A 23,916-nucleotide genomic window follows, 5' to 3' on the forward strand; every position below is an offset into this window, starting at 1 on the left:
GCCGGCTGCTACGCGGCCGGGCCGCGGGCGTCCCGGCCGGTGTCCTTGTCGTCGTCGACGATCTCCGCGTCCACGACGGTGTCCTCGTCCCGGGGCGGGCCGCCGTGCCCGGTGCCGTCGGCCGTCGGCTGCCGCCCGGCCTGCTCGTACATCGCCTGGCCCATGCGCTGGCTGACCGTGGCGAGCTTGTCGACGCCGTCGCGCAGGGCCGCCGTGTCGGCGTTCCGCTCCAGCAGGGCCTTCAGCTCGGCGGCGGCCGACTCGACCTCGGACCGGGTGTCGGCGGGGATCCGGTCGGCGTTGTCGCGGAGGAACTTCTCCGTCTGGTAGACGAGTTGCTCGGCCTGGTTGCGGGTCTCGGCCCCCTCCCGGCGCTTGCGGTCCTCCTCGGCGTACTGCTCGGCCTCCCGCATCATGCGGTCGATGTCGTCCTTCGGGAGCGCCGAGCCGCCGGTCACCGTCATCTTCTGCTCCCGGCCGGTGGCGAGGTCCTTGGCGGAGACGTGCATGATCCCGTTGGCGTCGATGTCGAAGGCCACCTCGATCTGCGGTACCCCGCGCGGGGCCGGCGGCAGGCCCGTCAGGTCGAAGACGCCGAGCTTCTTGTTGTACGCGGCGATCTCGCGTTCGCCCTGGTAGACCTGGATGCCGACCGAGGGCTGGTTGTCGGCGGCGGTGGTGAAGATCTCCGAACGGCGGGTGGGGATCGTGGTGTTGCGCTCGATCAGCTTCGTCATGATGCCGCCCTTGGTCTCGATGCCGAGGGACAGCGGGGTGACGTCGAGGAGCAGCACGTCCTTGACGTCGCCGCGCAGGACGCCCGCCTGGAGGGCGGCGCCGACGGCCACCACCTCGTCGGGGTTGACGCCCTTGTGCGGGTCCTTGCCGGTCAGCTCCCGCACCAGCTCCGTCACGGCGGGCATCCGGGTCGAGCCGCCGACGAGGATGACGTGGTCGATCGCGGACAGCTTGACGCCCGCGTCCTCGACGGCCTGGTGGAAGGGCCTGCGGCAGCGGTCCAGCAGGTCGGCCGTGAGCTCCTGGAACTGGGCGCGGGTCAGTTTCTCGTCGAGGTGGAGGGGGCCCTCGGCGGTGGCGGTGACGTAGGGGAGGTTGATCGTCGTCTCGGAGGAGCTGGACAGCTCGATCTTCGCCTTCTCGGCGCCCTCGCGCAGCCGTTGCAGCGCCATCCGGTCGGTGCCGAGGTCGATGCCGTACTGTCCTTTGAACTTCTTCACCAGGTGCTCGACGATCCGCTGGTCCCAGTCGTCCCCGCCGAGGTGGGTGTCGCCGTTGGTGGCCTTGACCTCGATGACGCCGTCGCCGATCTCCAGGAGGGAGACGTCGAAGGTGCCGCCGCCGAGGTCGAAGACGAGGACGGTCTGCTCCTCGCCCCGGTCGAGGCCGTAGGCGAGGGCGGCGGCGGTGGGCTCGTTGATGATCCGCAGGACCTTCAGGCCGGCGATCTCCCCGGCCTCCTTCGTGGCCTGCCGCTGGGCGTCGTCGAAGTAGGCGGGCACCGTGATCACCGCGTCGGTGACGTCCTCGCCGAGGTAGGACTCGGCGTCCCGCTTCAGTTTCTGGAGGACGCGGGCGGACAGCTCCTGGGCGCGGTACCGGGTGCCGTCCACGTCGCCCCGGTCCGGGAAGCGCCAGTGCGCGTCGCCCATGTGGCGCTTGACCGAGCGGGCGGTGCGGTCGACGTTGGTCACGGCCTGCCGCTTGGCGACCTCGCCGACGAGCACCTCGCCGTTCTTGGCGAAGGCCACGACCGACGGTGTGGTCCTGGCGCCCTCCGCGTTGGCGATGACCGTGGGCTCGCCGCCCTCCAGGACGGCCACCACCGAGTTCGTGGTGCCGAGATCGACACCGACCGGACGTCCCATCGCTGTCCCCTTCCGCCAGGGAGCCCCGCGCTCTGGACTTCCAGCACAGAACGTGCGCGGGCTCCTGTCAATGGGAGCGGGCGGGAACCCGGACGGGGGGGGGGGGGGGGGGGGGGGGGGGGGGGGGGGGGGGCGGGCCGGGCGGGGGGCGCGGGGGGGCGGGGGGGGGGGCCGGGGGGCCCGGGGGGGGGGGGGGGGGGGCGGGGGGGGGGGGGGGGGGGGGGGGGGGCGGGGGGGGGGGGCCCCCCCCCCCCCCCCCCCCCCCCCCCCCCCCCCCCGGGGGATGCCGTGCCGGACCGGCTCAGGCGAGCTTCGCCGACAGCGTGATCGGTACGGCCTTCAGGGCCTGGCTGACCGGGCAGTTGACCTTGGCGTCCTCGGCGGCGGCGACGAACGCCTCCTCGTCGAGGCCGGGCACGGTGCCCTCCACGGTCAGGTGGATGCCGGTGATGCCCTCACCCGGCTGGAAGGTGACGTCGGCCGAGGTGACGAGCTTGGTGGGCGGGTTGCCCGCGCCGGTGAGGGCGTGCGAGAAGGCCATCGAGAAGCAACTGGAGTGGGCGGCCGCGATCAGCTCCTCGGGGCTGGTCTTCCCGTTGGCCTCCTGGCTGCGGGCGGCCCAGGTCACGGGCTGCTCGCCGATGGCCCCGGAGGAGTCGAAGGCGATGACACCGTTGCCCTCGGTCAGGCTGCCTTCCCAGACGGTGTGTGCGGAGCGCGTGGTGGCCACGGCGGATTTCCTTTCCCAGACGGACGATGACGGCCGGGCGGTCCCGTCGCCGGGTGCCCGGCCCCATCCGATCACACCTCGGCCCGCCGCACGCCACGGACACCGGACGCGACGACGACGGATCACGGCCACCGACGGATCACAGCCACCGACGGATCACAGCCGACGGAACTCCTGACGGGCACGGCGGCGAGGCCCTACAGTCCCTTCCATGCTCGAACTCTTCCAAGTCCTCGGGGGGATCGCGGGATTTGGTGGGGTCGCACTCGGTGTGCTGTACCTGCTCTACCGGGACTTCGTGCGCGACATCATCCGCAACCGGATGTTCCGCGCGCTCACCGCGACCCAGGCGACCGCGCTCTTCGGCGCCGTCATCGTGCTCACCTTCGCCGTCGCGATCCTCGGAATCTTCGCCACGCTGGCCGAGAGCAAGGGCGTCCGGCAGTTCGTCGTGCTGGTCGGGATGCTCCTGCTGTTCCTGCTGGCCGTGCTCTTCCTCGCGGCCCGGATGACCCGGGGCGGCGCCCGGCCCGCCCCCGCCGACGGTGCCGTGCGGTCGCTGACCACCGTCCGCAGGCATGTGGAGCGGGGTGAGCCGGACGCGGCGGAACGCGCGCTGGAGGCCTCGCACCTGGACCGGGAGTCGGAGGCGTTCTGGTACTGGAAAGCCCGGATCGCCCTGGCCCGCGGCAACCTCCAGGTGGCCTCCGGGTACACCGACGAGGCCCTGACGCTCGACGCGCGCAGTCCGCACGGCCTCGCCCTGAAGATCATGCTCCTGCTGCTCGCCAACGACCCGGTCCGGCGTGACCGGGCGGTGCGGCTGGCGGAGGAGAACACAGGACTCAGCGCCGACCTGGACGCATGGCTGCGCCGCCTGCGGGCCGAGAACATGTTCGACGACGGGATGCTCACCCGGACCCGCTTCGAGACGCGGTGTCCGCTTCCCACACGGAGTACGGAGGATGTTCATGCGGACTGAGACGGGGGACGGGAGCGGGGGCGGCGGCTCCGCCACGAGACCGGCGGTGCTGTACGTGGGGCCGCACATCGATGCCGCGACGTTCGACGCGAGCGGTCCGGCGGCGCTGCGGCATCCCCTGTGGCCCGGGTTACCGGCCCCGCCCGTGATCGCCCGGACGCCCGAGGAGGTCGAGGCCCACCTGGCGGCGCACCCCGGCGCCGCGGTCCTCGTCCACGCCGGCGACGAACCCCCGGCGACGGCCCCGCAGCCCGACGGTGTGCTGTGGCACCTCCTGCGCGCCCGGACCGTCCTGGTGATGTGCGAGGCCGACGGGACCGCGCCGAGGCCGGTGCCCGGACCGCCGCCGGCCGAGCCGGCGTTCCTGCTCGCCGACTGGCCGCGCCCGGAGGCGCGGGTGCGGCTCCCGCGCCTCCGGCACCGGTCCCGGGAGGCGGACTGCCTGGCGTTCGCCCAGGCGCAGGGTCTGCACCGCACGGAAGTCATCACGGGCATGCACCAGGTCTGGCGCCTCCGCGCCCTCAGCACGGCGCGGCTCGGTCCGCCGGACGTCCCCACGGTCGTCGTCCATCCCCGTCTCACGTCTCCGCCCGCGGGCAGTTCCGACGCCCTGCTCTGGCACTGGCTGCGGCAGGGTCTCGTCCTGCGCCCGTGGTGGCCGCCGCGACGTCACATGGTCCTCGGCCCGCACGGCGATCTCCCCGTCCTTTCCCGCCGCATCCTGGGCGACACCACCCCGCTGACGGCAGGCGACGAGGCGGCGCCGAAGATGCGGAAGGTGGGGGACAGGCTGATGCGTCGCCCCGGCAGTGAGCACGAAGAGCGCTTGCAGGCTCCTCCGGCGGCCCTGGAGCACCGGTCTTCCATCGGCCGTTCCGCTCCTTCCCCCTCGTTCGACGCGCTCAGGATCGGCGGTTCCCCTCCCCGTACCCCTCCCCCCGCCCCCCGCGACACCTCCCGCCCCCTCCCCCACGACGGCCTCTACGTCCGTCGCAACAACGCCTTCGGCACCCGCTCCGTGCTCGGGGTGAAGGAGCTCATCGAGCAGGGGGTGATCGTCGGGCAGGACCAGATCCGGTTCGACGACTTCCTGGTGTCCCGGGACGCGGGGGTGCCCGGCCCCGGGCCGGGAGAGGCCCTCGGCGTCAGTCACGGACTCGCCGCCGTGACCGGCGGCTTCAAGGCGAACGAGGCGACGACGCACTTCGTCGAGGTCGCCCTCAGGGCGGGTCCGACGCCGACGGACCCGGCCCCCGCCGCCCAGCCGCTGCCGGTCAACTTCGTCTTCGTCGTGGACACCAGCAGCTCGATGCACGGGGAGAAGCTCGACACCGTCAGATCGGCCCTGCACACCATCTACGCCCAGCTGCGGCCCGCCGACTGCCTGGGCATCATCACCTTCGACCACCGGGTGCGGACCCTGCTGCCCGCGGCGCCGAAGGAGGAGCTGGAACGCTCCGGCCGCTTCACCTCGGCCGTGTCCGCCCTCTACGCCGAGGGCGGCACGGACATCAACCTCGGGGTGCAGTACGGCATCGACGAGATCAGCCGCAACGCGGTGAGCGGACGCTCCGTGAACTGCCTGTACCTCTTCTCCGACGGCGATCCGACGTCGGGCGAACGGGACTGGGTGAGGATCCGCACCAACATCGCCGCGAAGATCCGCGGCGACCTCACCCTGTCCTGCTTCGGCTTCGGCTCGGACGCGCGGATGCCGGAGCTGGCGGCGCTCGCCGGCCTGGCCGGCGGCCATTCGGCCTTCGTCACCCGGCCCGAGCAGGTGCGGGCCGACCTGCTGGGGGATCTGAACCGGCGCGACCATCTCGCCGCCATCGACCTCCAGCTCCGTCTGGACATCGACCCGGCGGTGGAGATCCGGCACGTGTACGCGCACGACCCGGTGACCGATCCGCGGGAGCGCGCCGCGGTGTTCCAGGAGGCCCGGCAGGCCGCCGACCGGGCCCGGAGCGACTACGGTGCCGAGGCGCTGCCCGACATCATCACCGGCGAGAAGGGCATCAGGATCTTCGCGCCCGACCTCGCCTTCGACGAGACGTACTGGGTCGTCCTGGAGGTGCGGGTACCGGCGGACCGGGAGACGGCCTCCCTCGGCAGGGCGACCGTGCAGTACGTGGACACCCTCGCCCGGCAGGGACGCCGGCACGAGATCGACCTGGCGCTGGACGCCACCCTGGCGCCGGAGACGGTGCTGGTGCACGGGGTCGGCCTGTGGACCAGCGAGGTGACCTTCCACGCGCTGGACGACCTGTACGAGCACGACAGGGAGGCGGCCAAGGCACGGCTCCAGGGCCATCTCCGCGCGCTGGACGCCGCCTACTCCCACCTGCCCGCCCCCGAGTTCCGGGACGACAAGGTGACCCTGCGCAAGTTCATGTCGCTGGCCGACTCGCTGGGCAGCACGATCGCGTTCACCGACTCCGCCATGGGCGGCACCGCACCCGCGGTCCAGGTCATGAACGCCTTCGGGCGGGTCCGCTCCGGCCACCGGGCCCGCCACTGAGTCCCCTCAGGCGGCGCGCTCCTCCCGGACCGTGCGCAGGGGCACCTGGGGACCGTCGGACTCGCGCAGCCAGCGGCGCAGGACGCGGTGGACGTGCTCGGCGCCGGTCAGGTCCTCGCCGTCGGTGACCGGGGCGGACAGGGACAGCGGGGACAGCAGGAACGGCTTGGCCTGGGCACCGCCCAGACCGCCGTGGGAGCCGATCTGCTCCTCGAAGGCGAGGACCTCGCCGTCCGCGGGGTCGTGGAAGGAGTTGACCATGATGTCGGCGGCGTGCGGGAAGGAGTGCGTGCGCCGGACCGCCTCGGCGGCCCCGGGGCCGAACACGGCGAGCGGACCGGGCTCCTCGTCGAGCCGGTCCACGGGGATCTGCGCCCCGTGCGCGCCGAGCACCACGCCGCCGTGCTCCTCGCTGCGGACGAGGAGGAAGCCTATGCCGGGGTGGTTGGCGAGCGTGGAGAGCAGGGCGGGGTGCCGGGCGTCGATCTCCTCCTTGCTCATCCGGTGCGGCACGTCGGGGAAGGAGACCAGGCCGAGGTTGCCGGAGGCCAGCACGACCGGCTCCGAGCGGCGGGACGGGCGGTGCTGCTCACCGCCCTCCTCCACCGGCCGGCGCAGGGCCGCCCGGACCGCGGCGCGCGCCTCGGCGCCGCTGCGGGTGCGCTCCGCCCGGCGCGGCACGGGCAGCCCGCAGCCGGCCCGCACCAGATCGGCGAGGGTGAGGCCGTAGCGGGAGCGGAAGGTCTCGCCGGGGCTCTGGCCGTGGTCGGACAGGACGACGATCCGGTACGGCCGCGGCGCGTGCTCGGCGACCTTCTCGACGAGCGCCAGCGCCCGGTCGAGGCGGGTGAGGACCTGCTCGGCGTCGCGGCCGAGCGGGCCGGAGTGGTGGGCGACCTCGTCGTAGGCGACGAGGTCGGCGTAGACGGCGCTGCGGCCGGCGAGCATGTCGCCCGTCACGGCGGCGACCACGACGTCCCGTTCGACGACGGTGGCGAAGGCGCGGACGAAGGGGTAGAGCCCGCCGCGGGCGACGCGCGGGCGCTCCTTGCGCAGCCGGGCCCGGGTGGACTGGCCGATCTCGCGGACGACGTCCGCGACGAACGACAGGGCGGTGCGGACGGCGTTGGCGGGGTCGGAGAAGTACGCGAAGTAGCCGGCGCGGGAGCGGGTCGCGCGGGAGCGCCGGCGGGCCGCGATGGACAGCACCAGGGCCTGTTCGCCCGCGCCGCCGCCGAAGAGGTTGCCGCGGCTGGCGCCGTCGGCGGAGAGCAGTCCGCCGTCGCCGGTGCGCTCGACCGCGCGGCGCTGGAGTTCGGCGGCGCTGGTGGGGCGGTTGCAGACCATCACCTCCCGGGTGTCCTTCTCGTACCAGCGGAAGGCGGGCACGTCGTGGTTGCTGCCGTGCAGGATGCCGAGCTGGCTCGCGCCGGTCTGGCTGGACCAGTCGGTGCGCCAGGGGGTGAGGCGGTGGGTGGGCCGGGCGGGCGGGCCCTGCCGCGGGCTGTGGCCGAGCCAGCGGGCGGCCGTCGGCATGAGCCCCTTGCCGACGGCGGTGAGGAGGACGTCGTGGCCGACGCCGTCGAGCTGGAGGAAGACGGTGCCGGGGGCGGCCGGGCAGGCCGGGCCGCCCCGGCGGCGGCGGTCGGCGAGGCGGTACAGGCGGTGCCGGTAGGCGTCGTCGTCGCGGACGGCGAGGGCGCCCCCGGTCGCGGAGGCGACGGCGGACATCACGGCGGCGACGATGACGGCGGTCTCGGGCGCCGCCTCGCTCTGCCCGGAGGGGTTCAGCCGCAGGGCGAGCAGGAGCAGCGAGCCGTTGAGGAAGAACACCAGCAGGCCGAGGACGAGGGCCGGCACGAGCAGCAGCAGGCGGACCAGGAGGGGCCACACCAGGGCCGACAGCAGACCGAACACGCCCGCGCCGGCGGCCGCGGTGACGGCGATGGTGGTGGCGCTGTCGCCGTCGGGCGACTGGAGTCTGAAGTCCGGGAGGATCCCCGCGAGGACGAGCATCGTGACCGTGGACACCCCCCACACCGCGACGCTCCGCCCGGCCTGACCGACCGCCCGCCGCCAACGCCCTGCACCCACGCCCCGAACACCTCGCCATCCGGCCCCGTCACGCGCGGGGGCCGTCTCCACCCTGCCACACCGCCGTGGCCGTCCCGGGCGGGGTCAGCCTCCGTCGTACCCGGCCGTCGGCATCGACAGCCTGCGGTGCACCCGGGCCTTCATCTGCGCGTCGTAGGCGGGTTCCGCGCAGCCCACCGTCTCGACCCGCACCCCGCGCCGCGCGCACTCCGCGAGGAACTCCTCCACCGAGGACAGGGCGCTCTCCAGCACCCGCCGGCTGGGCGCGACGAACAGGTCGACGCCGGGCCGGACGCCGTCCCACAGCACGTCGTGGTCGGCCCGCAGGCCCCGCACGAGCAGTTCGCGGCTGACGGCGTAGCCGCGCTCCGCGGCCCACCGCGCGCACATCGCGTGCTGGCCGCGGGAGTCCACCAGGAAGGGATCGTCGTCCAGCTCCTCCAGCGGCGTCAGACTCGCGATCGCCGTGACCCGCACAGGTCCCATGGCGTCCCCCTCACCTCCAGGTTTCGCCGCCGACCCTACCCCTGCCCGTAGGCTTCGGGGGAGTCGCGCGAAGGAGGCAAAGAGGTGCCGGTGGAGGTCACCTGGTGGGGTCACGCCACCTGCACGGTCGAGGATTCGGACGTCCGTGTGCTCACCGATCCCCTGTTCGCCCGCAGGCTGGCGCATCTGCGCCGCCGCCGGGGTGCGCTGCCGCCGCCCGACGCCCGGCGCGCGGACGTGGTGCTCGTGTCGCACCTGCACTCCGACCATCTGCACGTGCCCTCGCTGGCGCGCCTCGCGCCGGGCACGCGCCTGCTGGTGCCCCGGGGCGCGCCGCGCGCCGTGCCCGGTCTGCGGCGCCTGACGCACCTGCGGCTGGGCGAGATGGCGCCGGGCGAGGAGACGTCCGTCGGTGACGTGCGGATACGGGCCGTGCCGGCGCTGCACGACGGACGGCGGCTGCCGGTGGGACCGCACCGCTGCCCCGCCCTCGGGTACGTCGTCGAGGGCGCGGCCCGCACGTACTTCGCGGGCGACACGGGACTGTTCGAGGACATGGCCGAGGAGGTCGGCCCGGTCGACGTGGCGCTGCTGCCGGTCGGCGGGTGGGGGCCGTACCTCGGGGAGGGGCACCTGGACGCCGGGCGCGCGGCCGAGGCGCTGGCCCGGCTGGCGCCGCGGAGCGCGGTGCCGGTGCACTACGGCACGTACTGGCCCATCGGGCTGGACGCCGTGCGCCCCCATGAATTCCATGCGCCGGGTGACGAGTTCGTGCGCCGGGCTGCGCAGCGGGCGCCGGAGGTGGCCGTGCACCGGCTCGGGCACGGGGAGAGCGTGCGCCTGGAGGCCGCGTCGTGACGCCGTCGCTGTCGGTATCGATATCGGCATCGGCGTCGGCGTCGGTCGTCACCGTCATCCCCACGGAGTCCACGCAGCAGGCGCTGGGCTATCCGTCACTGTTCCTGCTGGTGCTGATCGGCGCGCTGGTGCCGGTGGTGCCGACCGGGGCGCTGGTGAGTACGGCGGCCGTGGTCGCCTTCCACCAGACGGCGCCGTTCTCGCTGGCGCTGCTGTTCCTGACGGCGTCGCTGGCGGCCTTCCTGGGGGACGTGGCGCTGTACTGGCTTGGGCGGCGCGGGCTGACGTCGAAGAACGGCTCGCGCTGGCTGGAGGCGATCCGGTCGCGGGCGCCGGAGGAGCGCCTCGGACAGGCGCAGGCCAAACTCGCCGGCCACGGCACGGCGGTGCTGGTGCTGTCCCGGCTGGTGCCGGCGGGCCGGATACCGGTGATGCTGGCCTGCCTGCTGGCCGAGTGGCCGCTGCGCCGCTTCGCGCGGGGCAACCTGCCGGCCTGTCTGGCCTGGACGGTGACGTACCAGCTGATCGGCATCCTGGGCGGTTCGCTGTTCCCCGAGCCGTGGGAGGGCGTGGTCGCCGCGGTCGCGCTGACCGTGCTGATCAGCGCGGCCCCGAGCGTGTGGCGCCGGGTCCGGAGGACGAAGGCGGCCTGAGGGGGAGGGGACGGCGGGCCTGGACGGGGAACGGCGGGCCTGGACGGGGAACGGCAGGTCTGGACGGGGAACTCTCAGTCCAGGATCCGGGAGCCTCCCACCGGCAGGTCCCACAGGTCCTCGCGGGCCCGGCCCGCCGCCTCCCAGGCGGCCCGCACCCGGGTGAGGGGTTCGAGGACCGGCTCGGCGGAGAGCACGAACGTCCCCCAGTGCATGGGGGCCATCCGGCGCGCCCCCAGGTCCCGCGCCGCCCGCACCGCCTCCTCCGGGTCGCAGTGGACGTCGCTGAGCCACCAGCGGGGGTCGTAGGCTCCGATCGGCAGCAGGGCGAGGTCGATGCCGGGGTGGCGCCGGCCGATGCGGGAGAACCAGTGGCCGTACCCGGTGTCGCCCGCGAAGTAGACGCGCCGCCCGTCGGGGGCGGTCAGCACCCAACCGCCCCACAGCGAGCGGCAGGTGTCGGTGAGGGTGCGCTTGGACCAGTGGTGGGCGGGGACGAAGTCGAAGCGGACGCCGGACAGTTCGGCCGCCTCCCACCAGTCGAGCTCGGTGACGCGGGTGAAGCGGCGCCGCCGGCACCAGCGGCCGAGCCCGGCCGGCACGAACAGGGGCGTGTCGCGCGGGAGCCGGCGCAGGGTGGGCGCGTCCAGGTGGTCGTAGTGGTTGTGGCTGATGACGACCGCGTCGATGGGCGGCAGCGCCTCCCAGGGGACGCCGACGGGCGTGATGCGGGCCGGCGTGCCGAGGATCCGGCGGGACCAGACCGGGTCGGTCAGGACGGTCAGACCGCCGACGCGGACCACCCAACTGGCGTGTCCGGCCCAGGTGACGGCGACGGTACGGGCGTCCACGCGGGGCAGCGGGCCGGGCGCGACCGGCACCCGGGAGATGTCGGCGAGCCCCTCCTTGCCGGGGCGTACGGAGCCCTCGCGGGCGAACCGGGCGAGGGACTTGAGGCCGGGCAGCGGTGCGGTCAACCGGTCGTGGAAGGTGCGCGGCCACATCCGCGGCTCGCCCAGCGGGCGCGGCTCGGCGAGCGGCGGGACGGGGGACGCCGGCGGGACGGTCCCCGGGTGCCCGGGCCTCGCCGGGGCCGGGGGGCCGGCTTCCCGTACGGGCGCGGTCACCACGGTGGTGCTCGCGGTGGCGGTCGGACCCGTGGCCGTGGCACCCGGGGTGGTGGTGGTCGACTCGGACTGCTGCGTCATCGAGGAGGCTCCCATCGCTGAGCTTCGTCACGGAGATCGTCGAAGACCGACCTCAGGAGGGTCAACGCGCGTTGCACGTGGGGCAGTTCCCACGGGGTGGGCGACGTGAGGCAGCGCGCGCGCTCCGCGTCCGTGCCGCCCAGCAGGTCGCCGGTGGACAGCCGGACGCGCAGCGCCCCGAGGTCGTCCCCGAAGCGGTGACCGCCCGGCGCGGGCATGCCGAGCCGGGCGGTGAGGAGGTCCTCCAGGTCCTGCGCGTCACCGACGCCCCGCGCGGACAGCGCCGGGCGCAGGGGCGCGAGGTCGACGTACAGGTGCCGGCCGGCCCGCGGCGGCCGGGCGAGGGCGCCCGCCGCCTCCACGGCGGCATGCGCGGCGGCGGCCACGCGCGCGTGCAGGCGTACGGCGTCCCGCACGCGCGCGGTGAGGGGTTCCGGCTCGGTCAGGGCGTGGGCGGCGGCCGCGGCGACCGGCGCGGCGACGCGGGCGTCGAGGGCGGTGAGGACGTCGAGCACGCGCGCGTGGAGGGCGTCCCCGTCGGCCGTGCCGGGGAAGCGGGCGACGGCGGCCGGCCAGCCCGAGGGCAGCAGGGCGCCGGCGAGGTCGCTGACGACGGTGACCCGCTCGGGCAGCATCTCGGCGGGGCTGACCAGCACGGTGTCGTGCGGGGCGTGCAGGGTGTCGCGCCAGGTCTCGTCGCTGACGAGGTGCAGGCCCTCCTCGGCGGCGGCCTCCACGGCCTCGTGCAGCACCTCGGGCGGGGCGACGGTGGCGGTGGGGTCGTCGGCGACGGACAGCACCAGCAGCCGCGGGTCACCGCCCTCCTCCCGGACCCGGCGCACGGTCTCCAGCAGGGCGAACGGGTCCGGAACGCCTCCGCACTCCGCGGGCGTCGCCACATGGAAGACGGGTCTTCCCAGCAGACGGGCGTCCGGCACCCACCAGGCCGCGCAGGGCCTCGGCACGAGGACGTCACCGCCGACGGCGGCGGTCAGCGCGAGCAGCAGCGCGGGGGCGCCGGGGCCGGCCACCACCCGCCCGGGGACGGTGGGCGTGCCGCGCCGCTCCCAGTAGCCGCAGGCGGCCTCGCGCAGGGCGGTCCCGCCGCCGACGGGTTCGCCTTCGGCGCGGGTGGCGGAGGCGGCGAGCACCTCGGCGAGGCCGGGCGGTACGGGCAGTCCGTCCGGGGGGAGCTGCGGGCCGTAGCGGACGGGCCCGTGCCCTCCCGGTTCCGTCCGCCGCATGTGGTCCTCCGCGCAGTCCGTCCCTGGTGCCCTGTACTGTCGCCGGCCGGTGGGTGTCCCGCCCCTCGGCGCGGGGACCGTCCGCCGGCCCGCGTGCCGGGTGGTGCGTGACGTCCCGGACGGGGCCGGGTGTGCTCTCGGGCTCTGAGTACCCCGCGGGGCGTCCGCCCATGACCGTCGGCCGGGGTCGCGCCGGTCACAGCGCGGCGCGGGGCGGCCCGCACGCGGTGTCAGGCGTCCTCCCGCGGGCCGCGGCGGCACAGCCGGTGCCCGGCGGCGCCGAGCGCGCCGGCGATCAGCAGCCCTCCGGCGGCCAGGGCGGGCACGGAGACGCCGAACGCGCCGCCGGCCCCGGCCCGGACGCCGTGCTGGACGGAGGGCGGCCCGCAGGAGGGGTCGTCGTGGCCGCGCGGGCAGGAGGGTTCCGCGCCGGCACAGCCCTCGTCGTGGCCCTTCGCACAGGGGTCGTCCGGTGCGCACGAGGTGCCGTGCTCCGGCGCCGCGCACGCCGTGCCGCCGTCGCACTCCGCGCCACGGACGGGGGCGGGGGCGGGGGCGGGGGCACACTCCGGCTCGCCGCCACTGTCGCAATCGGCGCCCTGGGACGGGGCGCAGGCCGGTTTGCCACCGATCTCGCATTCCTCGCCCTGGGCGGGGGCACACTCCGGCTCGCCGCCACTGTCACAGTCGACGCCCTGGGACGGGGCGCACGCCGTTTTGCCGCCGATCTCGCATTCCTCGCCCTGGGACGGGGCGCACCCCGCCTTGGCGCCGCTGTCGCAGTCGGCGCCCTGGGAGGGGGCGCAGGCCGGCCCGGTGTCGCAGGCGCCGTCCCGGGACGGGGTGCAGGCCTGCTCGGTGGTGTCGCAGGCGCTGTCCGGGGACGGGGTGCAGGCCGGTTCGTCGCCGCTCTCGGCCCGGGTGACGTCGAGGGTGGCGCTCCACGGCGCGGGCTGCCCGCCGGGTGGTGCCGGGCAGGTGCCGTGGACGGTCCGGGCGGAGCCGGCGGAGGCCGTCTGCGCCGGCGCGTCGGGTGTGCCGGCGCGGGCGATCCGGGCGGAGCCGGCTGAGGCCGCCTCCTCCGGCCCGTCGAGTGCGCCGGCGCGGGCGATCCGAGCGGAGCCGGCGGAGGCCGTCTCCTCCGGCCCGTCGGGTGTGCCGGCGCGGGCGATCCGGGCGGTGCCGGCGGAGGCCGTCTCCTCCGGCGCGTCGGGTGCGCCGGCGGAGGCGATCCGGGCGGTGCCGCGGTAGACGGGGCCGGTCGGTTCGCCGCTGCCGGGTATGAGGCTCAGCCGGACGGTGCCTTCGGCGAAGGCGTCCGAGGTGGCCGCCAGGGTGGCGGGGGCGGGAGCGCCGAGGGGGTCGCAGGTGACGGAGACGGAGACGGTGACGCTGCCGTCCGGGGCGGCCGTGGCCGGTCCTGTCCCGGCCGTCGGATCCGCGGAGACGGCCGGGGCGGCACCGGCCAGCACGGCACCGGCGAGGGCGGCGACGGACAGGACACGGGCGGTGCGGCGCATGGGGCGGCTCCTTCGGCCTGCGGCTGCGGGACACGACGTCCATGCCCCACGGCCATGACAGCCCGCACCGCCCGCCGCCGCGCGCGGCCGCCCGCCATTGGCGGGAGAAGGGCCCGCCGACCGGGTGAGGTTGCGTGCGGAACCGTGGCGGACCCGTGTCCGTGTCCACGCCGCGTCGTCTATGCCGCGTCGTCTATGCCGCGTCGTCTACGCCGCGTCCTTCAGGACCTGCTCCCGCAACCGGGCGCAGCAGCGGTTGATCAGCCGGGACACGTGCATCTGCGAGATGCCGAGCTGCTCGGCGATCCGGCTCTGCGTCATGTCCCCGAAGAACCGCAGGTAGAGGATGGTCCGCTCGCGCTCCGACAGCGCGGCGAGGCGCGGTTTCACGGCCTCCCGGTCGACCACCGTGTCGAGGGCGGGGTCGGGCTCCCCCAGCGCGTCGCCCAGGGAGTGGCCGGTGTCGCCGCCGGGCACCTCGGCGTCCAGGGACAGCGCGGTGAAGCTCTCCAGCGCCTCCAGCCCTTCCCGCACCTCCTCCTCGCTCAGCTGCGCGCACTCGGCGATCTCGGCGTCGGTGGGGCGGCGTCCGGGGACCGTCTGGGACAGGTCCTGGCAGGCGACCCGGACCCGGTTGCGCAGGTCCTGGACGCGGCGCGGGACGTGCAGCGTCCACAGGTGGTCCCGGAAATGGCGCTTGATCTCCCCGCTGACGGTGGGGACGGCGTAGCTCTCGAAGGCGTGGCCGCGGTCGGGGTCGTAGCGGTCGACGGCCTTGACCAGGCCGAGGGCGGCGACCTGCCGCAGGTCCTCGTAGCTCTCGCCGCGGCTGCGGAAGCGTCCGGCGAGGCGGTCCGCCATCGGCAGCCAGGCCTCGACGATCTCGGCGCGCAGCGTGTCGCGCGGGGGGCCCGGCGGCAGGGCGGCGAGCCGGCGGAAGGCCCGGTCGGTGTCGGGGGCGTCGTCGTGCGGGTGGTGCCTCGCGCTCGCTCGGTTCGGCATGATGCGTAGCAACTCCCTGAAGTGCTCTGTGGTGGCCGGTCGGCGCGGGAGCGCGCGACAGCGGCCGGACGGGCCTGCCGGGGCCGCGGCCTCGCGGTGGCCCCCGGACGTGCCTCCGGTCCGAAGCACTGGGTGTGCGCCTGCCCTGCGCCCCCGCCCGCAAACACCGCCGAGGCCCCCGCCCTCACACACCGCCGAGGTTTTCCGAGGGCCCGGCGGGTGATCCGACAGGGGTCACGCCGTACGCCCCCATGCCCTCGTTCCCGATGCCCGGGAGGTCCCGTCCATGAGCACCACGGTCTCCGACCACGTCCTGCGACGGCTGCGCGCGTGGGGCGTGGAGCAGGTCTTCGGCTACCCCGGCGACGGCATCAACGGCCTGCTCGCCGCCTGGGGCCGGGCCGACGACCGGCCGCGGTTCGTGCAGTCGCGGCACGAGGAGATGTCGGCGCTCCAGGCGGTCGGATACGCCAAGTTCAGCGGCCGTCTCGGGGTGTGCGCGGCGACGTCCGGACCGGGTGCCGTCCACCTCCTCAACGGGCTGTACGACGCCAAGCTGGACCATGTGCCGGTGCTGGCGATCGTCGGCCAGACGCACCGCACCGCGATGGGCGGCTCCTACCAGCAGGAGGTCGACCTGCACACGCTGTTCCAGGACGTCACCGCGGGGTTCGTGGAGACGGTCACGGTCCCCGAGCAGCTGCCGAACGTGCTGGACCGGGCGATCCGCACCGCGTACGCGCGCCGCTGCCCGACCGCCGTCGTCATCCCCGGCGACGTCCAGGAACTGGACTACTCGGCCCCCACGCACGCGTTCAGGATGGTTCCCTCCAGCCTCGACCGGAGCGAGTGGACGACCGTCCCGTCGGAGGAGTCGCTGCGGCGGGCGGCGGAGATCCTCGACGCCGGGGACAAGGTGGCGATCCTGGTCGGCCAGGGCGCGGCCGGGGCGCGCGCGGAGGTGGAGCGGATCGCCGGACTGCTCGGCGCGGGCGTGGCCAAGGCGCTCCTCGGCAAGGACGTCGTCGGCGACGAACTCCCCTACGTCACCGGCTCGATCGGGCTGCTCGGCACCCGCCCGTCGTACGAGCTGATGCGGGACTGCGACACGTTGCTGACGATCGGCTCGTCGTTCCCGTACACGCAGTTCCTGCCGGAGTTCGGCAGGGCGCGCGGTGTCCAGATCGACATCGATCCGCGCATGGTCGGGATGCGCTACCCGTACGAGGTGAACCTGGTCGGCGACGCCCGGGAGACGCTGCGCCGGCTGATCCCGATGCTGACGTCGGGCGAGGAGCGCGGCCGCGAGTGGTACGAGACGGTGTGCGACAACGTACGGCACTGGCGCGAGGTGATGGAGCGGCGGGCGGAGCTGTCGGCCGACCCGGTCAACCCGGAGTACGTCGCCCGGACGCTGGACGGGCTGCTGCCGGCCGACGCGATCGTCACCTGCGACTCGGGCTCGGTGGCGAACTGGTACGCGCGGCACCTGACGCTGCGGGCCGGGATGCGCGGCTCGCTGTCCGGGACGCTCGCGACGATGGGCTGCGCGGTGCCGTACGCGATCGGCGCGAAGTTCGCGCACCCGGACCGGCCGGTGATCGCGCTGGTCGGGGACGGGGCGATGCAGATGAACGGGCTCGCGGAGCTGATCACGGCGGCGAAGTACAAGGACCGCTGGCTGGACCGGCGGCTGGTCGTCGCCGTGTGGAACAACCGCGACCTCAACCAGGTCACCTGGGAGATGCGCGCCATGGGAGGCGCCCCGTCCTTCCTGCCCTCGCAGCGGCTCCCGGACGTGCAGTACGCGGCGTTCGCCCGTTCCCTGGGCCTGACCGGCGTACGCGTGGAGAGGCCGGAGGACGTCGAGGCGGGCTGGCGGACGGCGCTGGAGGCGGACGGGCCCGCGGTCGTGGAGTTCCTCACCGACCCGGCCGTGCCGCCCGTCCCGCCGCACGCGACCTGGGAGCAGATGGAGGCGACGGCCACGTCGCTCCTCAGGGGCGACGCGGACCGGGGCCCGGTGATCAGGCAGGGCCTCAAGGCGAAGGTGCAGGAGTTCCTGCCGAGCGCGGGCCGGGAGAAGCGGTAGCCGTCCCCCACCCGGGCACGGGGACGGGGGACGGGGCGCGGGGGACATCGGCGGGCCGCATCCGGTGTCGGCCGCCGCCCCTCGGGTACGCGGGGGGCCGACCCCTAAGGTCTGGAGGGAGACATGCAGCGAGGCAGTGACCGGCTGAGCGTCCACCGGGACGACGAGATGAAGCACGAACTGCAGGGTCTGCTCAGGTCCGGGCACCCCACGCGGTCCGAGGAGTGGCACGACCCGGAGCCGTCCGCCGAGGACGACCCGGAGGTCTGGGGCGGTCCGGTGGTGCCGGGAACCCCCCGGGCGTCGTTGGAGACCGTACGGCTGGAGCTGGCCCGCATCCTGGGCCGCAGTTCCTTCCCCGCGGGCGCGGAGGACCTCGCCCGGATCCTGCGCCGCAAGAACGCGCCGGACGCCCTCGTGGCGGCGGTACGGCGGCTGCCGCGCGAGCCGCGCTTCGCGAACGTGCAGGAGCTGTCCGAGACGCTGGTCAGGGGCGGCTGACGGGCCGTGACCGGGCCACAGGAAGCACCGTGCCGGGGGTGTCACCGCCCCCGGCACGCCAGGAAAGGACGTTGAACGATCATGCGTATCGCGTTTCTGACCGCGCCCGAGGGCGTCGAGCAGGTCGAGCTGACCGATCCGTGGCAGGCCGCGGTGGACGCCGGCCACGAGCCCGTCCTGGTGTCGACGGCCTCCGGTGAGGTGCAGGCCTTCCACCACCTCGACAAGGCGGACACCTTCACGGTGGACGAGGTCGTCGGCGAGGCCTCCGCGGACTCCTTCGGCGGGCTGGTCCTGCCGGGCGGTGTCGCCAACCCGGACTTCCTGCGCACCGACGAGCGGGCCGTGGCGTTCGTCCGGGACTTCTTCGAGCAGGGCCGCCCGGTCGCGGCGATCTGCCACGCCCCGTGGACGCTCGTCGAGGCGGACGTGGTCCGCGGCCGCGTGCTGACCTCGTGGCCGAGCCTGCGCACCGATCTCGGCAACGCGGGCGCCACCTGGGTGGACGAGCAGGTCAAGGTGTGCGACCACGGGCCGAACAAGCTGGTGACCAGCCGCAAGCCGGACGACCTGAAGGCGTTCTGCGAGACGTACCTGGAGGTGTTCGCGCGGGAGGCCGGCTGAGGGCGTACGCGTACGCCCACCGGTCCCGGTCCCCCGGCCGACTGGCCGGCCGGGGGATATGGATCGGTTGCCGGAACGGCCCCGGTGGGCTCAGGCCCCGCCGGGGCCGTCCGTTCTGCCCGGCCCCCACTTGCCGACCGGGGTCCGGCCACCGCCCGCGTCGGCCGGGGCGTCGGCGGCGTCGCGTTCCCGGGCGCCCTCGCGGGTGCGGCTCGCGGCGACGGAGCGGCGCGGATTCCGGCGCAGGTACTCGCCCTCCAGCTGGGCCATGCGGTCGTTGTGGGCGCGCAGCGCGTCGTTCGAGCCGTACAGCAGGGTGTCGTGGCGCGTGCGGTGGATCGTCTCCAGCTCCTTCATGAGCTGCTGGTCGTCCAGCCGGTCCGGGTCGACTCCGGTCATGGTCGTGCCCCACTCGTCGTGTTCGTCCATGGGGTTCGGGTACCCGCGTGCGGAACACCGACCCTCGAGCGGCCTCCGGGAGGGAGCCATGGATCTCCGATTCCTGCATCCACTGTACGAACATTCCGGTCCCTGGGCCTCTGTGTACGTCGACACCTCCCGGCACACGGAGAGCACCCCCCATGAACGGCATCTCACGGCCGCGGCGATGGCGCGGCGGCTCGCGGAGCAGGGCGCGGACGACGCCACCTGCCGGGCCGTGGAGAGCGCGATCGACGACCTGCGCCACTCCTCCGAGCCGAACGGGCGCGCGCTGTTCGCCCGCGCCGGGCGCGTCGTCCTCGACCCGCCGCTGGCCCGGCCCCCGCAGGGCGACACGGCCGAGTGGGCGCCCCTGCCCCGGGTGGCCCCGCTGCTGGAGCTGGCCGGGCAGGACCCGGTGTGCGTGGTGGCGTACGTCGACCGCCGGGGCGCCGACTTCGAGCTGCGCAGCGGGCTGGGCCGGGAGGAGGCGGGGTCCGTCGCCGGCCGGCAGCACCCGCTGCACCGCACGTCGACCGCCGACTGGTCCGAGCGGCACTTCCAGCTGAAGGTGGAGAACACCTGGGAGCACAACGCGGGGGAGGTCGCCGCCGCGCTCTCCGACTGCCAGGAGGAGACCGGGGCCGACCTGCTGGTCCTGGTCGGTGACGACCGGGAGGTGCGGGCCGTGCACGAGCGGCTGCCGCAGCGGCTCCGGGACCGCGTGGTCGAGGCCCGGCACGGCGCGGGCAGCCGGCTGCTGGACGAGGACGTCGAGCAGGCCCGGACGGAGCACACCCGGCGGCGGGCGGAAGCCGAGCTGGACCGGTTCCTGGCCGCCCGCGCACCGGACGACGAAGGGCGTACCGGGGCCGTGGAGGGCGTGCCCGCGCTGGTCGAGGCGGCCCGGGAGCACCGGATCGACGAGTTGCTGATCCGCGTCGACGGCCCGGACAACCACCGCGAGGTGTGGATCGGCGAGGACCCGGACCAGGTGGCCGTGCGCCGCACGGAGCTCAGGGCGCTCGGCGAGCAGAACTCATGGGCGGCCCGGGCGGACGACGCGCTGATCCGCTCGGCGGTCGCCACCGACGCGCCCGTGCTCGTCGTCCCCGCGGCGGGCGAGGAGGCCCCGGTGGGCGGCCTGGGCGCGCTGCTGCGCTGGAAGTGACGTTCCGTCCGGGGGGTGGAAGGAAGGTACCGCCCGGGGGCCCGTGGGGCAGGTGACGTCCCGCTCGGGGGCGGAAGAGACGTTCCGCCCGGGGGCCCGTGGGGCAGGTGACGTCCCGCCCGGGGGCGGAAGAGACGTTCCGCCCGGGGGCCCGTGGGGCAGGTGACGTCCCGCCCGGGGGCGGAAGAGACGTTCCGCCCGGGGGCCCGTGGGGCAGTGGCACCGCCGCCCCGTGCGGCGTGGGGTCAGCGGGCCCGCTCCACGCGCCGCTCGTCCCACACCGGCTCCGGGGTCTCCCGGACCCGGCCGTCGCTGCCGAAGACCAGGTAGCGGTCGAAGGAGCGGGCGAACCAGCGGTCGTGGGTGACGGCGAGGACCGTGCCGTCGAAGGCTTCCAGGCCCTCCTGGAGGGCTTCGGCGGACTCCAGGTCGAGGTTGTCGGTCGGCTCGTCGAGCAGCAGGGCGGTGGCGCCCCGCAGCTCCAGCAGGAGGATCTGGAAGCGTGCCTGCTGGCCGCCGGAGAGCCGGTCGAAGGACTGCTCGGCCTGCTGGGTGAGCTCGTAGCGGCGCAGCCGGGACATGGCCGCGCCCCGGTCCTGGGAGTGCTCCTGCCACAGGATGTCGAGGAGGGTGCGACCCTGGAGTTCGGGGTGGGCGTGGGTCTGGGCGAAGTGCCCGGGGACGACCCGCGCGCCGAGCTTCCACTCCCCGGTGTGCGCCACCTCCTCCCCGGCCAGCAGGCGCAGGAAGTGCGACTTCCCGGAGCCGTTGGAGCCGAGGACGGCGACGCGTTCGCCGTAGAAGACCTCCAGGTCGAAGGGGTGCATCAGGCCGGTCAGTTCGAGTCCCCGGCAGGTGACGGCCCGGACGCCGGTGCGGCCGCCCTTGAGGCGCATGGTGATGTCCTGTTCGCGGGGCGGCTCGGGCGGCGGGCCCGCCTCCTCGAACTTGCGCAGCCGGGTCTGGGCGGCCTGGTAGCGGGAGGCCATCTCGTGGCTGACGGCGGCGGCCTGACGGAGGTTCAGGACGAGCTTCTTCAGCTGGGCGTGCTTCTCGTCCCAGCGCCGGCGCAGTTCCTCGAAGCGGGCGAAGCGTTCGCGGCGCGCCTCGTGGTAGGTGGCGAAGCCGCCGCCGTGCACCCAGGCGTCGGCGCCGGCGGGCCCCGGCTCGACGGAGACGATCTTCTCGGCGGCGCGGGAGAGGAGTTCGCGGTCGTGGGAGACGAAGAGGACCGTCTTGCGGGTCTCCTTCAGCCGCTCCTCCAGCCAGCGCTTGCCCGGCACGTCGAGGTAGTTGTCGGGCTCGTCGAGCAGCAGCACCTCGTCGGTGCCACGCAGCAGCGCCTCCAGCACCAGCCGCTTCTGCTCACCGCCGGACAGGGTGCGCACCTGCCGCCACTGCGCCTTCTCGTACGGCACGCCGAGCGCGGCCGTGGTGCACACGTCCCACAGCGTCTCCGCCTCGTATCCGCGGGCCTCGGCCCAGTCGGCGAGGGCCTGCGCGTACGCGAGCTGCGCGGCCTCGTCGTCGACGGTCATGAGGGCGTGCTCGGCCCGGTCGACGGCGTGTGCGGCCTCGCGGATGCGGGGCGGCGCGACCGACACCAGCAGGTCCCGTACGGTCGTCTCGTCCCGTACGGAGCCGACGAACTGGCGCATCACGCCGAGCCCGCCGCTGACGGTGACGGTACCGCCGTGCGGCTTCAGCTCGCCGGAGACCAGCCGCAGCAGGGTGGTCTTGCCGGCGCCGTTGGGCCCGACGAGGGCCACGACGGCGCCCTCTCCCACCCGGAAGGACACATCGCCGAGCAGCGTCCTCCCGTCGGGGAGGTGGTACTCGAGGTGCGCGGCTTCCAGATGTCCCATGAAGAGGCATTCTGCGGGCCGCCCGCGGGCGACGGCAAACGCATAGGGCCGCGGACCGCGCCCGTACCGGCCGGCACGGGGAGGCCGTCGGCCGGCGCGAGGGGGGGGGAAGGCAGAGGCTTATCCGCCCGTCCAGCCCACCGGCTCGCCCGTCGGCCCGCCGTCGCCCACCGGCTCGCCCGTCGGTCCGCCGTCGCCCACCGGCTCGCCCGTCGGTCCGGGCTCGCCCTCGGGGGCGACGGTCGCGCCCGCCCAGGTCAGGGCCTTCCAGCCGTCGGCCGGGGAGCCTTCCAGGACGACCACGCCGGTATTGGCCAGCCGGCGGGCGGCGGCGAAGGGGATGTCGACGTTGTGGGCGCGGGCGGCCGTCCAGGTACGGATGGCGGCGCCGTGGCCGACCAGGGCGACGCAGGCGGCGCCGCTGTCGGCGGCCTCGGCGACGACGGCGTCGTAGCGGGCGAGGAACTCGGCGCCGCTCTCCCCGCCCGGCATGTGCAGCCCGGTGTTCCCGGCGGCCCAGGCCAGGGCGGTGCGCAGGTAGAGCTCGCCGTGTCCGAGGTCGCCCGGCAGCATCTCCAGGTCGCCCGCGGAGATCTCCCGCAGCCCGTCGCGCACGCGTACGTCGAGGCCGCGGGCGGCGGCCAGCGGGGCGGCCGTGAGCTGGGTGCGCACGAGGGTGGAGGCGTAGAGGGCCTCGATGTCCTCCCCTGCGAGGACCTCGGGCAGCGCGGCGGCCTGCCGCTCGCCGAGCGCGGTCAGTCCCGGCCCGGGGACGGCGGTGTCCAGCAGGTGGTCCACGTTGGAGGGCGTCTCGCCGTGGCGGACGAGGATCAGGCGCATGCGGTCGGCCTCCGGGTCGTCGGCGCGCCGCCCCGCGTCGCCGGGCGGGAAACGGCCACCCCAGGGTACCCGCGCGCCCTGACACCCCGACGTCGGCCCGACCGCCCCAGGCCCAGGATCCGGCCCCCGGCCAGCACGCGCAGGCGACCGGCCGCTCGCCGAGCCGCCCGAGACGCTGACGCTTAACCAACCTACTAGCAACCGTAATTGACGTTCCGTCAGGCTTACCTGAGGCACCATCAGTCCATATTGCAGGACAAGCTGTCTCATCATTCGGTTGGGCGCGTACGGTGACGGTGTCGCCCCCGGACTCCCCGGAGCCCGGGGACCGGTCCGTCGAGAAGGGGCACAGCCATGCCGAAAGCACGGGAGACCGCCGTCTACACCCACGGGCACCACGAGTCGGTGCTCCGCTCGCACACCTGGCGAACCGCCGCCAACTCCGCGGCCTACCTGCTCGGCTCGCTGAAACCCCACATGAAGATCCTGGACGTCGGCTGCGGTCCGGGCACCATCACCGCCGACCTGGCGGCCCTGGTCCCCGACGGGCGCGTCACCGGCGTCGACCACGCCCCGGACATCCTGGACCGGGCGCGGGCCACCGCCGCGGAGCGCGGCCTGACCAACACCGACTTCGCGGTCGCCGACGTCCACGCCCTGGACTACCCCGACGACACGTTCTGCGTGGTCCACGCCCACCAGGTCCTCCAGCACGTCGGCGACCCGGTGCAGGCGCTGCGCGAGATGCGGCGCGTCACCCGGCCCGGCGGGTTCGTCGCCGTACGGGACTCCGACTACGCGGCCATGACCTGGTACCCCGCCTCGCCCGGCCTGGACGACTGGCAGGAGCTGTACCAGCGGGTGGCCCGCGCCAACGGCGGTGAGCCGGACGCCGGCCGGCGCCTGAAGTCCTGGGCGCTGGCGGCCGGCTTCACCGACGTCACGGCCACCTCGGGCACCTGGACGTTCAGCACCCCCGAGGAGCGGGCGTGGTGGAGCGGGCTGTGGGCCGACCGGACCGTCGCCTCCGCCTACGCCGAGCGCGCCGTCAGCGGCGGCCACGCCACCGAGGAGCGGCTGCGGGCGGTGGCGGAGGCCTGGCGGGCCTGGGGAGAGCGGGAGGACGGCTGGTTCGCCGTCCTGCACGGAGAGGTGCTGTGCCGGAAAGACGTCTGATCCGCGGATGAGACCCGGGGGCCTGTCACTCCCGGGGAGGCCG

20 protein-coding genes are annotated in these 23,916 nt (G+C 74.9%); 9 read left to right on the plus strand and 11 right to left on the minus strand.

Translation table 11 applies throughout. The features are described 5' to 3' along the window. Positions 1-8 precede the first annotated feature (8 nt). Both dnaK and ACFYWQ_RS10010 read right to left on the minus strand, forming a co-directional pair. Positions 9-1,886, minus strand: coding sequence for a molecular chaperone DnaK (gene dnaK / locus ACFYWQ_RS10005; RefSeq protein ID WP_389514617.1), 1,878 nt, complete (start codon positions 1,884-1,886; stop codon positions 9-11). Between the two features lie 301 nt (positions 1,887-2,187). After that, positions 2,188-2,616 (minus strand): OsmC family protein, encoded by a 429-nt coding sequence (locus ACFYWQ_RS10010; RefSeq protein ID WP_389514620.1) that lies wholly within the window; start codon positions 2,614-2,616, stop codon positions 2,188-2,190. Positions 2,617-2,827: 211 nt separating this feature from the next. Here ACFYWQ_RS10010 and ACFYWQ_RS10015 point away from each other — a divergent pair, with 211 nt between their 5' ends. Continuing rightward, on the plus strand, positions 2,828-3,598 hold the full coding sequence (locus ACFYWQ_RS10015) for a hypothetical protein (protein ID WP_389514621.1): 771 nt from the start codon (positions 2,828-2,830) through the stop codon (positions 3,596-3,598). Beyond that, positions 3,588-6,119 carry a VWA domain-containing protein gene (locus ACFYWQ_RS10020; protein WP_389514622.1) on the plus strand — a complete coding sequence of 844 codons (2,532 nt, stop codon included), beginning with the start codon at positions 3,588-3,590 and terminating at the stop codon, positions 6,117-6,119. Before ACFYWQ_RS10015 ends, ACFYWQ_RS10020 begins: the two co-directional genes overlap by 11 nt. A 6-nt stretch (positions 6,120-6,125) precedes the next feature. Here the strand turns inward: ACFYWQ_RS10020 and ACFYWQ_RS10025 are convergent, their stop codons facing one another. Beyond that, positions 6,126-8,213 carry a phage holin family protein gene (locus ACFYWQ_RS10025; protein ID WP_389514624.1) on the minus strand — a complete coding sequence of 696 codons (2,088 nt, stop codon included), beginning with the start codon at positions 8,211-8,213 and terminating at the stop codon, positions 6,126-6,128. A gap of 84 nt (positions 8,214-8,297) precedes the next feature. Continuing rightward, a complete protein-coding gene (locus ACFYWQ_RS10030; protein WP_389514625.1) occupies positions 8,298-8,699 on the minus strand; it encodes a hypothetical protein in 402 nt (133 codons plus the stop codon). An 84-nt stretch (positions 8,700-8,783) separates the two neighbouring features. Between ACFYWQ_RS10030 and ACFYWQ_RS10035 the strand changes: the two genes are divergently transcribed. Together ACFYWQ_RS10035 and ACFYWQ_RS10040 are read left to right on the plus strand one after the other, a co-directional pair. Then, the gene (locus tag ACFYWQ_RS10035) at positions 8,784-9,557 is read left to right on the plus strand and encodes an MBL fold metallo-hydrolase (RefSeq protein WP_389514626.1); all 774 of its coding nucleotides are present in this window, start codon (positions 8,784-8,786) and stop codon (positions 9,555-9,557) included. Between the two features lie 20 nt (positions 9,558-9,577). After that, a complete protein-coding gene (locus ACFYWQ_RS10040; RefSeq protein ID WP_389515910.1) occupies positions 9,578-10,210 on the plus strand; it encodes a DedA family protein in 633 nt (210 codons plus the stop codon). A gap of 74 nt (positions 10,211-10,284) precedes the next feature. Here ACFYWQ_RS10040 and ACFYWQ_RS10045 read toward each other — a convergent pair whose 3' ends face one another. From ACFYWQ_RS10045 to ACFYWQ_RS10060, 4 genes are all read right to left on the minus strand, one after another. Next, entirely contained in the window at positions 10,285-11,418 is a 1,134-nt protein-coding gene (locus ACFYWQ_RS10045; protein ID WP_389514628.1) for an MBL fold metallo-hydrolase, read from the minus strand. Further along, positions 11,415-12,662 (minus strand): aminotransferase class I/II-fold pyridoxal phosphate-dependent enzyme, encoded by a 1,248-nt coding sequence (locus ACFYWQ_RS10050; protein ID WP_389514629.1) that lies wholly within the window; start codon positions 12,660-12,662, stop codon positions 11,415-11,417. Before ACFYWQ_RS10050 ends, ACFYWQ_RS10045 begins: the two co-directional genes overlap by 4 nt. A 230-nt stretch (positions 12,663-12,892) precedes the next feature. Then, positions 12,893-14,182 carry a hypothetical protein gene (locus ACFYWQ_RS10055; protein ID WP_389514631.1) on the minus strand — a complete coding sequence of 430 codons (1,290 nt, stop codon included), beginning with the start codon at positions 14,180-14,182 and terminating at the stop codon, positions 12,893-12,895. A 207-nt stretch (positions 14,183-14,389) separates the two neighbouring features. Further along, the gene (locus ACFYWQ_RS10060) at positions 14,390-15,184 is read right to left on the minus strand and encodes an RNA polymerase sigma factor SigF (protein WP_389514633.1); all 795 of its coding nucleotides are present in this window, start codon (positions 15,182-15,184) and stop codon (positions 14,390-14,392) included. 286 nt (positions 15,185-15,470) lie between these two features. Between ACFYWQ_RS10060 and ACFYWQ_RS10065 the strand changes: the two genes are divergently transcribed. The 3 genes from ACFYWQ_RS10065 to ACFYWQ_RS10075 all read left to right on the plus strand — a co-directional run bounded on the left by ACFYWQ_RS10065 (position 15,471) and on the right by ACFYWQ_RS10075 (position 18,401). Beyond that, on the plus strand, positions 15,471-17,276 hold the full coding sequence (locus ACFYWQ_RS10065) for a thiamine pyrophosphate-requiring protein (RefSeq protein WP_389514635.1): 1,806 nt from the start codon (positions 15,471-15,473) through the stop codon (positions 17,274-17,276). Between the two features lie 123 nt (positions 17,277-17,399). Further along, positions 17,400-17,777 (plus strand): DUF2795 domain-containing protein, encoded by a 378-nt coding sequence (locus ACFYWQ_RS10070; protein WP_389514636.1) that lies wholly within the window; start codon positions 17,400-17,402, stop codon positions 17,775-17,777. Positions 17,778-17,858: 81 nt separating this feature from the next. Further along, the gene (locus tag ACFYWQ_RS10075; protein ID WP_389514638.1) at positions 17,859-18,401 is read left to right on the plus strand and encodes a type 1 glutamine amidotransferase domain-containing protein; all 543 of its coding nucleotides are present in this window, start codon (positions 17,859-17,861) and stop codon (positions 18,399-18,401) included. 90 nt (positions 18,402-18,491) lie between these two features. Here the strand turns inward: ACFYWQ_RS10075 and ACFYWQ_RS10080 are convergent, their stop codons facing one another. Then, positions 18,492-18,830, minus strand: coding sequence for a DUF6158 family protein (locus tag ACFYWQ_RS10080; RefSeq protein WP_389514640.1), 339 nt, complete (start codon positions 18,828-18,830; stop codon positions 18,492-18,494). Positions 18,831-18,888: 58 nt separating this feature from the next. On the opposite strand from ACFYWQ_RS10080, the gene ACFYWQ_RS10085 reads away from it, so the two are divergent. Further along, positions 18,889-19,992: a Vms1/Ankzf1 family peptidyl-tRNA hydrolase gene (locus ACFYWQ_RS10085; protein ID WP_389514642.1), complete on the plus strand. Its 1,104-nt coding sequence runs from the start codon at positions 18,889-18,891 to the stop codon at positions 19,990-19,992. Between the two features lie 245 nt (positions 19,993-20,237). On the opposite strand, the gene ACFYWQ_RS10090 is transcribed toward ACFYWQ_RS10085, so the two are convergent. Together ACFYWQ_RS10090 and ACFYWQ_RS10095 are read right to left on the minus strand one after the other, a co-directional pair. Then, positions 20,238-21,857, minus strand: a complete 1,620-nt coding sequence (locus ACFYWQ_RS10090; protein ID WP_389514644.1) for an ABC-F family ATP-binding cassette domain-containing protein — start codon at positions 21,855-21,857, stop codon at positions 20,238-20,240. A 120-nt stretch (positions 21,858-21,977) separates the two neighbouring features. Continuing rightward, a complete protein-coding gene (locus tag ACFYWQ_RS10095) occupies positions 21,978-22,697 on the minus strand; it encodes a histidine phosphatase family protein (RefSeq protein WP_389514646.1) in 720 nt (239 codons plus the stop codon). Between the two features lie 354 nt (positions 22,698-23,051). Here ACFYWQ_RS10095 and ACFYWQ_RS10100 point away from each other — a divergent pair, with 354 nt between their 5' ends. After that, a complete protein-coding gene (locus ACFYWQ_RS10100; RefSeq protein WP_389514648.1) occupies positions 23,052-23,873 on the plus strand; it encodes a class I SAM-dependent methyltransferase in 822 nt (273 codons plus the stop codon). Positions 23,874-23,916 lie beyond the last annotated feature (43 nt).

Origin of the sequence: Streptomyces sp. NPDC003247 (assembly GCF_042888135.1) — a bacterium.
Taxonomy (GTDB): domain Bacteria; phylum Actinomycetota; class Actinomycetes; order Streptomycetales; family Streptomycetaceae; genus Streptomyces.

Bases quoted from the DNA above. Each gene is read 5' to 3' on its own strand.
- ACFYWQ_RS10095 (WP_389514646.1), bottom strand. From the start codon at position 22,697: ATGCGCCTGATCCTCGTCCGCCACGGCGAGACGCCCTCCAACGTGGAC.
- ACFYWQ_RS10060 (WP_389514633.1), bottom strand. From the start codon at position 15,184: ATGCCGAACCGAGCGAGCGCGAGGCACCACCCGCACGACGACGCCCCC.
- ACFYWQ_RS10050 (WP_389514629.1), bottom strand. From the start codon at position 12,662: ATGCGGCGGACGGAACCGGGAGGGCACGGGCCCGTCCGCTACGGCCCG.
- ACFYWQ_RS10100 (WP_389514648.1), top strand. From the start codon at position 23,052: ATGCCGAAAGCACGGGAGACCGCCGTCTACACCCACGGGCACCACGAG.
- ACFYWQ_RS10065 (WP_389514635.1), top strand. From the start codon at position 15,471: ATGAGCACCACGGTCTCCGACCACGTCCTGCGACGGCTGCGCGCGTGG.
- ACFYWQ_RS10080 (WP_389514640.1), bottom strand. From the start codon at position 18,830: ATGGACGAACACGACGAGTGGGGCACGACCATGACCGGAGTCGACCCG.
- ACFYWQ_RS10085 (WP_389514642.1), top strand. From the start codon at position 18,889: ATGGATCTCCGATTCCTGCATCCACTGTACGAACATTCCGGTCCCTGG.
- ACFYWQ_RS10020 (WP_389514622.1), top strand. From the start codon at position 3,588: ATGCGGACTGAGACGGGGGACGGGAGCGGGGGCGGCGGCTCCGCCACG.
- dnaK (WP_389514617.1), bottom strand. From the start codon at position 1,886: ATGGGACGTCCGGTCGGTGTCGATCTCGGCACCACGAACTCGGTGGTG.
- ACFYWQ_RS10090 (WP_389514644.1), bottom strand. From the start codon at position 21,857: ATGGGACATCTGGAAGCCGCGCACCTCGAGTACCACCTCCCCGACGGG.
- ACFYWQ_RS10015 (WP_389514621.1), top strand. From the start codon at position 2,828: ATGCTCGAACTCTTCCAAGTCCTCGGGGGGATCGCGGGATTTGGTGGG.
- ACFYWQ_RS10075 (WP_389514638.1), top strand. From the start codon at position 17,859: ATGCGTATCGCGTTTCTGACCGCGCCCGAGGGCGTCGAGCAGGTCGAG.
- ACFYWQ_RS10070 (WP_389514636.1), top strand. From the start codon at position 17,400: ATGCAGCGAGGCAGTGACCGGCTGAGCGTCCACCGGGACGACGAGATG.
- ACFYWQ_RS10045 (WP_389514628.1), bottom strand. From the start codon at position 11,418: ATGACGCAGCAGTCCGAGTCGACCACCACCACCCCGGGTGCCACGGCC.
- ACFYWQ_RS10030 (WP_389514625.1), bottom strand. From the start codon at position 8,699: ATGGGACCTGTGCGGGTCACGGCGATCGCGAGTCTGACGCCGCTGGAG.
- ACFYWQ_RS10055 (WP_389514631.1), bottom strand. From the start codon at position 14,182: ATGCGCCGCACCGCCCGTGTCCTGTCCGTCGCCGCCCTCGCCGGTGCC.